11 protein-coding genes and 1 pseudogene are annotated in these 13,500 nt (G+C 58.2%); 6 read left to right on the forward strand and 6 right to left on the reverse strand.

What is annotated here, in order from left to right:
* Positions 1-33 precede the first annotated feature (33 nt).
* The 5 genes and pseudogenes from IEV00_RS02650 (at position 34) to IEV00_RS02670 (ending at position 8,533) form a co-directional block, all read left to right on the forward strand.
* A complete protein-coding gene (locus IEV00_RS02650) occupies positions 34-1,065 on the forward strand; it encodes a 3-oxoacyl-ACP synthase III (RefSeq protein ID WP_229723026.1) in 1,032 nt (343 codons plus the stop codon).
* Positions 1,066-1,149: 84 nt separating this feature from the next.
* Entirely contained in the window at positions 1,150-3,828 is a 2,679-nt protein-coding gene (locus tag IEV00_RS02655; RefSeq protein WP_188358771.1) for an alpha/beta fold hydrolase, read from the forward strand.
* Complete coding sequence (locus tag IEV00_RS02660) at positions 3,829-4,878, forward strand: NAD-dependent epimerase/dehydratase family protein (protein ID WP_188358772.1); 1,050 nt, start codon at positions 3,829-3,831, stop codon at positions 4,876-4,878.
* 383 nt (positions 4,879-5,261) lie between these two features.
* Positions 5,262-7,378, forward strand: a pseudogene (locus IEV00_RS02665) (PhoX family protein).
* 309 nt (positions 7,379-7,687) lie between these two features.
* Positions 7,688-8,533, forward strand: a complete 846-nt coding sequence (locus IEV00_RS02670) for a GIY-YIG nuclease family protein (RefSeq protein WP_188358773.1) — start codon at positions 7,688-7,690, stop codon at positions 8,531-8,533.
* A gap of 8 nt (positions 8,534-8,541) precedes the next feature.
* Here the strand turns inward: IEV00_RS02670 and mutM are convergent, their stop codons facing one another.
* The 5 genes from mutM to coaD form a co-directional block, all read right to left on the reverse strand.
* On the reverse strand, positions 8,542-9,492 hold the full coding sequence (mutM, locus tag IEV00_RS02675) for a bifunctional DNA-formamidopyrimidine glycosylase/DNA-(apurinic or apyrimidinic site) lyase (RefSeq protein WP_188358774.1): 951 nt from the start codon (positions 9,490-9,492) through the stop codon (positions 8,542-8,544).
* Positions 9,492-10,178: a ribonuclease III gene (rnc, locus tag IEV00_RS02680; RefSeq protein WP_188358775.1), complete on the reverse strand. Its 687-nt coding sequence runs from the start codon at positions 10,176-10,178 to the stop codon at positions 9,492-9,494. Before rnc ends, mutM begins: the two co-directional genes overlap by 1 nt.
* 8 nt (positions 10,179-10,186) lie before the next feature.
* On the reverse strand, positions 10,187-10,390 hold the full coding sequence (rpmF, locus tag IEV00_RS02685) for a 50S ribosomal protein L32 (RefSeq protein WP_188358776.1): 204 nt from the start codon (positions 10,388-10,390) through the stop codon (positions 10,187-10,189).
* 38 nt (positions 10,391-10,428) lie between these two features.
* A complete protein-coding gene (locus tag IEV00_RS02690; RefSeq protein WP_188358777.1) occupies positions 10,429-10,908 on the reverse strand; it encodes a YceD family protein in 480 nt (159 codons plus the stop codon).
* Positions 10,909-11,057: 149 nt separating this feature from the next.
* Positions 11,058-11,552 (reverse strand): pantetheine-phosphate adenylyltransferase, encoded by a 495-nt coding sequence (gene coaD, locus IEV00_RS02695; RefSeq protein WP_188358778.1) that lies wholly within the window; start codon positions 11,550-11,552, stop codon positions 11,058-11,060.
* A 99-nt stretch (positions 11,553-11,651) separates the two neighbouring features.
* Between coaD and IEV00_RS02700 the strand changes: the two genes are divergently transcribed.
* A complete protein-coding gene (locus IEV00_RS02700; protein ID WP_188358779.1) occupies positions 11,652-12,890 on the forward strand; it encodes an aminotransferase class I/II-fold pyridoxal phosphate-dependent enzyme in 1,239 nt (412 codons plus the stop codon).
* Between the two features lie 11 nt (positions 12,891-12,901).
* Here IEV00_RS02700 and rsmD read toward each other — a convergent pair whose 3' ends face one another.
* A complete protein-coding gene (gene rsmD, locus IEV00_RS02705; protein WP_188358780.1) occupies positions 12,902-13,471 on the reverse strand; it encodes a 16S rRNA (guanine(966)-N(2))-methyltransferase RsmD in 570 nt (189 codons plus the stop codon).
* Positions 13,472-13,500 lie beyond the last annotated feature (29 nt).

The raw sequence follows: 13,500 nt of genomic DNA on the forward strand, positions 1-13,500 counted from the left end.
GCAAGAACAATAGCTAGCGAAAGCGCACCTTCATTGACTAAAAACTCCGATATCCGGCACCAGAATGTCTCGTTGCTCTCCATCGAAAATGAGCTTCCTCCCGAGACTGTCTCATCGAGCTACTTCGATGAAAAGCTGGCGGTCACCTATAAACGGCTCAAGATGCCTAAGGGTCTGCTGGAACGCCTGGCCGGTATCAGCGAGCGCCGCTCCTGGGGCGAGTCGATGACTTTTGAGGACGGCGCTGTGGCGGCTGCCGAGAAGGCAATTGCTTCTGCCGGTATTAATAAGCAGCAGATTGGCCTGATGATCAATGCTTCGGTGACCCGCGATAATTTTGAGCCTGCGGTGGCTGTGAATATTCATGACCGTTTGAACCTGCCCCGCCACGCCCTGGAATTTGATATCACCAATGCCTGCCTGGGCTTTGTGAACGCCATGACCGTGGCTGCCACCATGATTGATGCCGGTGCAATCGACTATGCGCTGATTGTTGCCGGTGAGGATCCCTCCCCCTGGCACAAGACCGCCCTGCGGATTCTGGATCAGCCCACCGCCACCCGTGAGGATGTTCTGGCTCAGTTTGCCACCCTCACCCTGGGTTCGGGAGCTGCGGCTGCGGTGATTGGTCGGTCAGACCTCCACCCCGAGGGGCATAAGATTCTCGGTTCGGTGTCTCGTGCCGGTACCGAGCACCGTAAACTCTGCATCGGTGGTGAGGCAGACCAGGGTATGAATACTGACGCCGCAGGTCTGCTCAAGTACGGCCTCGAGCTGGTGGCTGAGGCCTGGGAAGAGGCCCACCAGCAGGGCTGGGAGTGGAACACTATGGATTCCTATGTAACCCACCAGATTTCTAATGCCCACACCAACGCCATTATCGAGGCGGTGGGTATCGATGAGAAGAAGATTCCCATGACCTTCCCCTACTGGGGCAACGTGGCGGCGGCGGCCTTGCCCATGACCCTTGCCCAGGAGGCTCCCGGTTATGTTGAAGGTAACCGTATTCTCTGCATGGGCGTGGGCTCCGGCCTGAACACCGCACTGATGGAGATTGTCTGGTAGCCGTCTGTGCTGGCCCACCCCGGTGATGGGGTGGGCTTCTTCTATATTTTGAAAGCCCATCACTGCGCTAGGAAAGGTGATTTTGTGAACCTCAAACCCCACCCTGAAAGCTGGCCGGGTGTCGATGCCCGCTGGTCGAAGACTCTTCGGGTAACGTCAACCGCCGCCGTTGATGCCGGCGCCACCCATACGTGGCACTTTCTGGATAATCTCTCGGTGCTTCAAGAGCAGGGTATTGAGCCGGTAGGAACTATTCTTGCCGTGCACGGTAACCCCACCTGGTCTTATCTGTGGCGCTCGGTGCTTTCAGCCGGTATCAATGCCGAGAATCCCTGGCGGGTGGTGGCGGTTGACCAGCTCAACATGGGCTACTCCGAGCGCACCGGTAGCAACCGCCGCCTGGCTGATCGTGTGAAAGACCTGGGCGATTTCACCGCCGCGCTGGGGCTCAATCAGACCGAACTGCCCGTGGTGACTCTGGCGCACGACTGGGGCGGTCTCATTTCCCTGGGCTGGGCGCTGGACCACCGCGATTTGGTTAAGGCTGTTACCCTGACCAACACCGCTGTTTTTCATGACGGCGCCGAGAAGATTCCTGCCGCCCTGCAGCTAGCACTCAACCCGGCTATTCACGGTTGGGGCACCCAGAAAACCTCTACCTTCCTCGATGTCACCCTGCACCTGGCGCAGAAGGGTGGGCTCAGCAAGCAGGTCTACAAGACCTACTCTGCCCCCTACAAAACTACCGAGCTGCGCGAGGGAATCCGCCAGTTTGTAGCCGATATTCCCGCTGGCCCGGCTACCGAGTCTTATGCGGATATGGTGCGTATCGCCGAGGGAATTAAGAACCTTGATGTTCCCGCTTTCTTCCAGTGGGGCACCAAAGATCCCGTCTTCCAGCGCCGCTACATGGCGGATCTTCAAAAGCGCCTGCCCCAGGCTGATGTACACCGCTATGAAAAGGCCTCTCACCTGGTGATGGAAGACGAGGATATTGCCACTCCCCTCTTCGACTGGCTCGAAGAGCGCTTCCTCTGGAAGCAGACCGGCCGCCAAGCCCACGAGAAGGCCCGCCTTGAGCTGTCTGGCTCAGCCAGCTCCGTTTTCCGCCCCATGGTCAGCGAACTCGCCGACCGCGCCGATGACTCGAGCCTCGCCGTCGTCGATATGGACTCCAAAGACGAAACCAAGATTGCCGCTACCCTCACCTGGGCCGAGCTGGCGGCAGACGTCAACCGGGTAGCTAACGGTCTGACTGCCCTGGGCGTGAAGGCAGGCGACCGCGTGAACCTGATGGTTCCTCCCGGTGCCAAGCTCACCACCCTGATTTACGCCTGCCTGAAGATTGGCGCGGTGATTGTGGTGGCAGATACCGGCCTGGGCTTGAAGGGTCTGACTCGGGCGCTGAAGGGAGCCCGCCCCGACTACATCGTGGGTATTCGCGGTGCCCTGGTTGCGGCGAAAAGCATGGGCTGGCCGGGTAAGCTCATCGGTGCTGAAACCAGCATGGCCGCGGCTCAGAAAAAGTTGGGCGCCATTGCAACCCTGGCTGATTTCACCGATACGTCGGAGAACACCAGCTACACCGTCAATCCCGAGGACGACGCCGCGGTGCTCTACACCTCCGGTTCCACCGGCCCCGCCAAGGGCGTGGTCTACACCCAGCGCCAGATTGCCGCTATGCGCGATGCCATTAAGAACACCTACAAGCTGGCCGCCGGGAGCGGCCTGGTGGCAGGCTTTGCGCCCTTTGCCCTGCTGGGCCCTGCCCTGGGCGCCACCTCGGTGACCCCCAAGATGGATGTCACCAAGCCCAAGACCCTCACCGCCTCGGCGCTGGGTGCAGCTGCGGCGGCTATCGACGCCACCACCGTCTTTGCCTCACCGGCGGCCATGATGAACATCGTCAAGACCGTCGGCGAGCTCAACCACGAACAAAAGCTGGCCCTGGCCAAGGTTCAGACCCTGCTTTCTGCCGGCGCTCCGCTGGCGGTTCCCCTGCTCAAGGCGGTGCAGACCCTGGTGCCCAACGCTTCGATTCACACCCCCTACGGTATGACGGAGGCGCTCCCCGTTACCGATGTTTCCTTTGAGGAAATTCAGCAGGCTCTCGCCGACGGTGAGCGGGGAATGGTAGGGGCCGCCGACGGCGTGTGCGTGGGTCTTCCTGTTTTTGCGGCTCAGGTGCGCATTGCGCCCCTGGATGAAACCGGGCAGCCGGTGGCCGAAACTAGTCAGGAGCCCGGCGTCACCGGTGAAATTGTGGTGGCAGCACCGCATGTGAAGGATCGCTACGACACTCTCTGGGCCACCGAGCGAATCTCTACCTCCACCCCCGGCTGGCACCACACCGGCGATGTTGGCCACTTTGACGAGGCGGGACGTCTCTGGGTTGAGGGCCGCCTGGCACACGTGATGGTCACCGGCCAGGGCGTGCTCACCCCGGTAGCAGCCGAGCAAGCCGCCGAGCTGGTGCCCGATGTTCGCCGCGCCGCCGTGGTAGCTGTGGGCCCGGTAGGTTCGGCGGTTCCGGTTGCCGTGGTGGAGACCGACCCGCTGGCCAAGAAGGCGGGCCCGGCGTCGTCCTCACTGAGCCGCAAGGTGCGCCAGAAGGTGGCGGAGCAGACCGGCATTGAGCTGGCAGCGGTGCTGGCGGTGCGCGAGCACCCCACCGATATTCGCCACAACTCTAAGATTGACCGCCCACTCCTGGCGCAGTGGGCTAACAAGGTTCTCAGCGGTCAGAAAGCAAAGGTGAAGTAAATGGGTAAAGTTTTCTCGCAGCGTCCGCTGACTGATTTTGCGGCCTCAAACGGCGAGCGGGTGGTGGTCACCGGTGCCTCGGGTATGCTGGGGCGCGAGGTGGTCTTTGAGCTGCTGCGCCAGGGCTACTCGGTCACCGCCCTGCAACGGTCGGACGCCGGTTTGGCGGCTCTTCTGCCGGAGGAAATCAGGGAGCGTTTCCGCCAGGTGCGCGGTAATATCACCGACATTGCAACGGTGGAAGAGGCCCTTTCCGATGCTGACGGCGTAATTCATCTGGCGGCCAAGGTCTCTTTTGCGGGAGCCTGGGAGGATTTCTTGGAGACCAACGTGCGCGGTACCCGCGTGCTCGTGGAGAAGGCCAAGGATGCCGGTATTTCTAGGTTCCTCTTCATCTCCTCCCCGTCGGTGGCCCACACCGGAGTCTCCTTTATGGGTGAGGGCAACGGCCCCGCCACCCCGGAGCAGGCGCGCGGCCACTACGCGAAGTCCAAGGCAATGGCGGAGCTCCTGGCCTTAGAATCTGACTCAGATGATTTCTGGGTGGGCGTAATTCGGCCTCATATCGTCTGGGGCCCCGGCGATACCCAGCTGGTGGAGCGGGTGCTCGACCGCGCCGCCAAGGGTACCCTGCCCCTTCTGAATAAGGGCACAGCTCTGATCGATACCACCTACATTGATAACGCGGTGGACGCCATTGTGGCTGGCTACCGCCGCCTGGAGCACATTCACGGTACTCCCCTGGTGGTTACCAACGGCCAGCCCCGCCAGGTTGCCGAACTGCTGGCGGGCATGTGCGAGGCCGCCGGAATTACCCCGCCGAGCCGCTCTGTTCCCGCCTTTCTCGCGCGTGGGGCAGGCTCGCTGATTGAGAAGGCCTGGGAAATCCGCCCCGGTGAAGACGAACCGCCCATGACCCGCTTTCTGGCAGAACAGCTCTCCACCAGCCACTGGTTTGACCAGAGCCTCACCCGCCGCCTGCTCGATTGGGAGCCTGCGGTGAGCATCGAAGAGGGCTACGAGAAGCTGGGGCGGTACTACCGCAAGTAGTAGTGCATCCCAGCGGTGCGGTTTCACCCGACCTCCCTTAAACGCCAGCCCCGATGCCAGTCGGGTGAAACCACACCGCTAGAAGCCCTAGCGGGTCACCGCTGGCTGAGGGGAGGGGGCGCTCGCGGTCAACTGGCTCGGGGCTGGCGTTTAAGGGTGTTGACCGCGAGCGTCCCCTCCCCTACACAGTCCGCATGCCCCTTACTTCCTCCGCTGCCCCCTTCCCTGCAAACCGAAGCCTTCGCAAGCTTTCCGCAACCATCACCTGCCGTTAACCTTCAGCACAATCTTCCTTTACCTAAAGCTGAGACTCTCAGTGAGGTTCATATTTTTGAGCATCACAACACACTTTGTCTTCGACAAGCTAAGGGGAAGATTTTTTCATGTCTGAGAAACTCACCGCAGGCCGCCGCAAGTTCCTGCCCATGCTGGGCCACGTCAACGGCAAGCGCTCGGCAGTGACCTGCGCGCTCAAGTGCAACAACGCCTGCCTGGCTCCCGATGCCAACTGCTCCGATAACCACTACTTCCGCGACATCGTTGACGCCGCTCTCACCCGTCGCGCAGCCCTGGGGCTGGCAGCCGGCGCAGCGCTGGTAGTCGGTGCCGGCGTCCAGACTCAGGACGCCGCTCAGGCGGCCCCCGGTCGCGCGGGCAAGGGTAACCCCAACTCCTGGACCAAGGGTAAGCCCTCCGCCTTTGGCTTCGACGCTATCTCCCCCGTAGCCGCCGATGTTGATGACCTGGTGGTGCCCGCCGGTTTTGAGTGGGAACCCATCATTCGCTGGGGTGATCCCCTCTTCAAATCTGCTCCCGAATTCGACCCCGAGAATCAGACTGCTCGGGATCAGGAGCGCCAGTTCGGTTACAACAATGACTACCTGACCATCATTCCCGATGCCGATAATCCCCTGCACGGCATTTTGGTCTGCAACCACGAGTACGTGAACGAGCAGGCCATGTTCTCTGAGGCTATGTTCCGGGATAACCGCCGCGAGCTGATTCGCACCGCCATGATGGCTCAGGGCCTCTCGGTGGTTGAGCTACAGCGGAAGAAGGTTGGCTCTCCCTGGACTTACATCGTCGGTGGCAAGCGCAACCGCCGTATCACCACCGATACCGCTTTCGTGATTGACGGCCCGGCAGCAGGCTCAGACCTGATGAAGACCGCCTCCGATTCCACCGGTACCGTGGTGGCGGGCACCAACAACAACTGCTCCGGCGGCCTGACCCCCTGGGGAACCGTGCTCTCCGGTGAGGAGAACTTCGACAGCTACTTTGTGGGTAAGGACGACGAGAAGTTCGCCCGCTACTCGCTCAGCAACGAGCCCACCCCTCATGAGTGGGAATCTGTTGAACCCCGCTGGAACGCTAATAACCCCGGCTACGAGAACGAGTCCAACCGTTTTGGCTGGATTGTGGAGCTGACCCGCAGGATCCCCAGGCTCCCCCGCGCAAGCACACCGCCCTGGGCCGCTTCAAGCACGAGGGCGCCAACATTCACGTTGATCCCGCTACCGGCCACGTGGCTGCTTACATGGGCGATGACTCGCGCTTTGAGTACATCTACAAGTTCGTTTCCCGCGACCGCTACATCGAGGGCGATAAGAAGCACAACATGACCCTGCTTCAGAACGGCTCCCTCTACGTTGCCCGCTACACCGGCAATTCCCCCTACATCACCGACGGTCAGGTTCCCTCAGACGGAACCTTTGACGGTAGCGGCGAGTGGATTCAGCTCACCGACGGCAACAAGTCGAAGGTACCGGGCATGAGCATTGACGAGGTGCTGATTTACACCCGCATTGCAGCCGATAAGATGGGCGCCACCAAGATGGACCGCCCCGAAGACGTTGAGCCCTCGCCCTTTACCGGCAAGATTTACGCGGCGCTGACCAACAATACCGATCGCGGTAAGCCGGGCAAGGAAGGCCCCACCGAGCCCAACCCCCGTGCCAACAACCGCACCGGCCACGTGATTGAGATGATTGAAGACGGCAATGACGTGCGCTCCACCACCTTCACCTGGAACCTCCTGCTGGTCTGCGGCGACCCTGCGGATAACGATCCCGGCTACTTCTCGGGCTACGACCCCGCCAAGGTCTCGCCGATTTCCTGCCCCGATAACGTTGCCTTTGATTCCGCGGGTAACCTGTGGATTTCCACTGACGGCGCCCCCAGCACCATCCAGAACAATGACGGTCTCTTCCGTGTGGGTCTTGAGGGTGCTAACCGTGGCAAGGTGGAGCAGTTCCTGGCTGTGCCCAAGGAAGCTGAGACCTGCGGCCCCGTGATTGCCGACCAGGAGAACATGGTCTACGTTGCGGTGCAGCACCCGGGTGAGGACGGCACCTATGAAGAGCCCCACTCCTACTTCCCCGACTATGTGAAGACCCGTTCTTCTAAGGCTCAGTCGCAGACCCTGCGCAGCCTGGAACGCAAACACGGCACCTTTGCCCTGCCCCGCCCCTCGGTGGTGCAGGTCTACAAGAAGAAGTAGTCCCCTTCTCTCCGCGAGGGGTCACATATCGTTCAAAAATAGCCCGATTTGGGGCAAAAACTGAACGATATGTGACCCCTCGCGCTGTAGGTGACAGAAAAGCGTGTCTCCTAACATGCTGGGCGCCTGTCTATTATGGGTAAGCTCGCCGAGTGGCCATTTTTATACCGAAAATCGGAGAAAAACGGTATAAAAATGGACTCTCGAGAAAGCTCAGCCGGCGAAGGTTCAAGCTAATCCTTACCGGGCAGCCGAAGGTACAAGCAGAGTCCCCGAGTACAAGTATTGCCTTGTACTTGGGGACTTCACTTGTACTCTAAGGACTGCGCTTGTATCGAGAGCCTGTTTCAGTTCAAGATCCACGACTGGCCCATACCGCGTACACAGCTAAAAGAGCTAGCGCAAGAACGCCCAGATTTAAATCACAACGGCGTGTACTTGCTTTTTGGAACCTCAGACCAGGACGACCGAACAACAGTATATGTAGGGCAAGCTCGATCACGTCTGAATGGCAATGGTACAGCTGGAAGAATTATTGAACATGATAATGATCGACTCGACTACTACACTCATGCGGTCATCATAACTACGTCCGAGGATTATTTCGGACCCACTGAAATTAGCTATTTAGAGCATAAATTTTATTGTTTAGCAGTAGAGTCTGGAAGATACCTTGTTGCCAACGGAAATTCCCCTTCCAGAGGCAACGTAACTGAAGAGAAGCAGGCAGAGCTGGATGAGTTCATCGAATTTACGACTATCGCAGTAGGATCCTTAGGGTACAAGGTTTTTGAACCTATCGATGATGCTAAAAATATAGATAAAAAAGATTCTTCTTCAGAATCTAAAGCTAACCCAGTCAGCAATAACAATATTTTAAGTTTTTCTGGCTCCGATTTTTCTGCTAAAGGTAGACAAACATCTGACGGTTTTGTTGTTCTGTCAGGTTCGAGAATTCGTAAGGACCAAACAATTTCTTGCCCTCCTAGTAGAGAACAAAAAGTTAAAAGCCATCAAGATGCCTTAGATAATTTTATAACAACCAAAGATATTCTTTTTTCAAGCCCCACCACCGCAGCAGTGTTCGTATCAGGCCGGAGCTCTAACGGGCTTACTTCTTGGAAAAATTCTAAAATGTTACTCTCAAAGAGTTAGAGCAGACCTTATAATCCCCGCGGCTTTCTCTGGCACCTGGGGCATCGGTAAGAACTTCTACCCATAAAAGGTTCCCTCACCATAATAGATGAAATGCCGTTAGCCAGGCACCTCTTACAGGGCTTACCTGCCTGCCCGTAGGCGTTCAGCGACCTATCAAAGTAGCCCGACTGCCCATTGACGTTCACGTAAAGGTAATCAAAGCTGGTGCCACCGGCTTCAAGTGCTGCCTCCATCACCCGCTGCACCGCCAGAATCAGGTCTCTGGTCGGAGCCGCCGAGACAGACCGAGCCGGCTTGGCGTAGTGCAGTTTAGCCTGCCACAGCGCCTCGTCAGCATAAATATTTCCCACCCCAGAAATCACCGACTGGTCCAGCAGAAGCCGCTTAATCCCCGATGAGGTACGCAGCATCTTCTTGCGGAAAGCAGCAACGTCAAAGTGCGGATCCAGCGGATCACGGGCGATATGCGCAACGCTGGACGGCAGGACGGCGGCGCCCAGCTCCGAGCGTGAGGCGGCGGCAACCGACGCCCCGGCTGAGTCTGTAGTTTCCACCAGGGTATCTATATACATGCCACCGAAAATGCGCTGGTCGATAAAGCGAAGCTGGGTGGCGCTCTCTTGAGCAGCCCCCAGTTCCAGCACAATTTTCAGGTGCTTCTCGGGCGGAAAGTCTGCGGTTTTGAAAAGAACCTGCCCGCTCATGCCCAGATGAACTACCAGGGCCTCGTCCAGCAACTGCCCAGCTGAGTCGCCGAGAAGCAGCCACAGGTACTTACCGCGGCGGGCGACGTCCATAATCTTCAGCCCCGGTAGAAGAGCCTCAAAACGAGCCGAACCGCCATCAGAGCGTCGGACGGAGCGCTCGTCCAACACAGAAACCGACTCAATCACCCTGCCCAGGGCGTGGGAAACTATGCCCGAGCGAACCACCTCAACTTCGGGTAGCTCAGGCATTAGACCCCGCCCAGGGCCTTGAAAGCCAGGCGGGCAGAGAGGCGCTCAGCTTCTTTCTTGGCTGAGGCAACGGCAGCCTCAAACTCGCGCTCACCCACCACGGTTACCGCCGAGTAGGTGCGGGCGTGGTCGGGGCCTTCACCGGTCACCCGGTAGCGGATCTCTCCCAGCTTCTGCCCCTGAACCAGCACCTGCAAATCGGTCTTCCAGTCGCGGCCGCCCTCCAAAATTTCTTCGTCAAAGAGCATGGGGCCAATCAGGCGTAGCACCAGCTCGCGGGCCGCTTCACGGCCGTTGGAGAGATAGCAGGCACCGAAGATTGCCTCCATCGTATCGGCAAGAATATTGTCTTTATCAGCACCACCTGAGCGAGCCTCGCCCTTACCCATACGAATATGGGGGCCAAGTTCCAGGCTACGGGCTACCTTGGCAAGGGCCCAGGCAGAAACCACCACGTGATGGCGCTTCACCAGCTCGCCCTCGTCTAGGTCAGGAAAACGAACGTAGGTCTCTTCAGCAATAGCTAGAGACAGCACGGAGTCCCCCAAAAATTCCAGGCGCTCGTTATTGGGCACACCGGGATTCTCAAAGGAGTAGGAAGAATGTGTCAGTGCATGCTGAAACGTCTCGGCGTCAATATTGACACCGAGACGTTTCAACAAATCTGATGAATCAGAGTTTTTCATGCTAACTATTAAGCGTCAGCTACCTTGCGGCCCTTGTACTCGTAGAACAGGGCGTTGCCTGCTGAGTCGGTTACCAGCTTTGCCTGGTGAGGCAGTGAGTAGGTTACCTTGCCGTTTTCAACGGTCTTAACCAGCTGAGGAACCTTAGCCTTCCACTGGGAACGGCGGGCGCGGGTGTTAGCACGGGACATTTTCCGCTTGGGAACAGCCACAGCTATCTCTCTTCTCTCGAATTAACAATTATTTAAGTTTATTTGTCCTCACTGAACATGCCTTCTAGGGCAGCCCAGCGCGGATCAAGCACCTCATGGTGATGCCCCGGGTCTTCTTCCAGGCGGATTCCACACTGGGAACACAAACCCTGGCAAGAGTCCTTGCAGAGGGGCTGGAACGGCAATTTCAAAATTACGGCGTCCCGCAGAGCCGGTTCGAGATCGATGGTGTCGTTCTCCACGGCGTACTGCTCGTCTTCTTCGTCTTCAGAATCGCTAGAAGCAACCTTCTCAAATACGAAGAGCTCTTGAATATCTGCTGAAACGGTTTCTTCAACCGGATCAAGGCACAAGCTACATTCACCGTTAACGTCAACAGTGGCAGTGCCGGTAACCAGAATACCATCTACAACGGATTCGAGTCGGAGATTGAGCTCAATATCCGAACCCTCTTCTGCTGAGATGAGAGCGTTGCCAAAATCTTCTGGCGCTGGTACTACTTCATCGAGGGTTTCCATGGTCCCCGGTCGATGACTCAGATCCCTTACGGAGATCTTCAGGGGCGATGAATCTTTTCGTGAAATGACGAACTCCCTTATGAAAAGCTTTGACCAAGTACAAACTGTAGTTGCAGTTTGGCTACGTTTCAACTATTCCATGCAGAAAGTTAATCTTCAAGCCCTGTTTCTGTGACCTTAACTTCCAGGCGTTTCTGCACCGGCCGCGGCACGTAGGGGGTGAGGTCGCCGCCGTAGCGGGTCACATCGCGAACAATCGTGGAGGAAAGGTGGCTAAATTTGGGGTCGGAGGGCAGAAAGACCGTCTCAATGCCGGTCAGGTGCCGGTTCATTGACGCCATTTGCACCTCGTATTGAAAGTCCGCCGCATTGCGCACTCCCTTGACAATGGCCACCGCACCGCGCGACCTTGCGTAGTCGGCAAGTAGCACGTTGGGCATGAGTTCTACCTGCACGCCGTCCAGATACTCGAAGGTCTCTTGCGCCATGGCCAGCCGCTCGTCCAGGGTAAAGCTGTACTTCTTGGCCGAGTTGTGGGCGATTGCCACAATGACGTTGCCGTAGAGCTTGGCTGCGCGTGCGATAACGTCTACGTGACCATTGTGAATGGGGTCAAAAGACCCGGGGCAGATTACCGTTTGCATACCTTCCAGAGTAACAGTTTGCACCCGCCCGTAATACGCCGCGGCAGCCGTTGGGGGCGGGTAGTCTGGGCGTGTCGGGTTCGGTGAGAGGAGCGGTTGATGTTTGAGGACGGCGTGGCTGGGGCAGGTGCGCAGCAGCAGGCACCCTGGGAGCGGGTGAGGCTTGCTGCAGGGCTGTTGAGCGAGCGGGGTTTCTCGTCCACGATTTTTGAAGAGATGAGCGCTCTCGCCCAGCAGTTCGGTGCCATTAACCTGGGCCAGGGCTTTCCCGATACCGATGGTCCGGCTGAGATTTTTGAGGTGGCTCAGACTGCAATGGCAGAAGGTATCAATCAGTATGCCACCATCGCTGGCCTGCCGGTTTTGCGTGAAGCGATAGCCGGGCACCAGCTTCGGTTTTACGGTCAGAGAATTGATGCCGATCGGCAGGTTACGGTTACAGCAGGAGCTTCAGAAGCCCTCTCTTCTACTATCGCGGCACTGGTGAATCCCGGGGATGAGGTGGTGGTTTTTGAACCTTTCTACGACCTTTACCCGGCGGCGGTGGCCCAGGCAGGCGGGGTGCTCAAGCCGGTTCAGCTCAGACCCGAGAACCTTTTTCAGCCTGACCTCCGCGAGATAGAGGCGGCTTTTACTCCCCGCACCCGCCTGGTAGTGGTCAACGATCCGCACAATCCAACCGGGGCGGTGTTTTCTGAAGAGGTCAAGCAAAAGATTGTGGAGCTAGCAGAACGGCACGGTGCTGTGATTTTGCAGGACGCAGTTTACGAGCACCTCACTTTTGAAGGCGAGGGCTTCTCCCCTATCTTCCGGGTGCCGGGTGCTGAAGACCGCACTGTTTTTGTCTCGGCTATTTCAAAAACCCACTCGCTGACCGGCTGGCGCATTGGCTGGATGGTGGGCCCTGCCGAGCTAATTCAGCAGATTCGCCTGGTCAAGGCATACTTTAGCCACTCGGCAGCGGCACCCCTACAGGTGGGTGCGGCGGCCGGCATCAACCTGGGAGCCGACTTCTACACGGCTTTCCGTGAGCGCTATACCCGCCAGCGCGACGTCCTGCTCGATGGGCTGGCGCAGACCCCCTTTAGGTTCGTGCAGCCGCAGGGCACCTTCTTTGCCGTGGCAGATATTAGCCAGCTCTTAGAGCAGAGAAAGGTGCCCGGCGGAGTAGAGCTCACCCGCCTGCTGGCACAGGAAGCGGGGGTGGTGGCGATTCCCATGACGGCTTTCGTTACCGAGGCAATGAAACCTGCCATGAACTCCTGGATTCGCTTTGCCTTCTGCAAGCAGCCGCCCCTTCTCGAAGAGGCTGTGGAAAGGCTTAGAGGCTGGCTCTAACCGGCAGAGATTTAGGGCTCAGCAGGTTCTGCGTAGTAGAGGGTGGTCTCGCCGTACTTTTTTTGCGCAAAGAGCTCGATACCGGTGGGCCAGACAGGTTCCGGTGTTCTGGACGAGCGCTCCACCACAACCACCGCGCCCTCGGCTAAGTGCGGGGTGAGCAGGGCGAGCAGGTCTTCGAGCTCGCTATTTTCAAGAGCGTAGGGAGGGTCGATAAACACCAGATCCCAGGAGGAGCCCCGGTAGGCAGAGAGAAAGGAACGGGCGCTCATCTTGTGAGTCTGAGCGCTAGCTGCCGGAAGTGCCTTGAGCAACGCGGCCACGTTCTTCTCGATGGTGGCAATCGCTTTAGGGTAGGTATCGGTAAAGTCGGCGTGAAGCGCGCCTCGGCTCAGAGATTCACAGCCCAGGGCACCCGAGCCACCGAAGAGATCCAATACCCGGGTGGAATCAAACATGCCGTAGGTTTCTAGCCGGGAAAAGAGAGCCTCTTTGACCCTGTCAGTCGTGGGGCGGGTGTTATCACCGGGCACATTTGCCAGGCGAAGCCCTCCGCAGGCTCCAGCAATAATTCGGCTCATCGTACTTTCCCAACTGTTGCTACCTCAAA

The sequence above is a fragment of the Rothia aerolata genome (assembly GCF_014635585.1).
Lineage (GTDB): Bacteria > Actinomycetota > Actinomycetes > Actinomycetales > Micrococcaceae > Rothia > Rothia aerolata.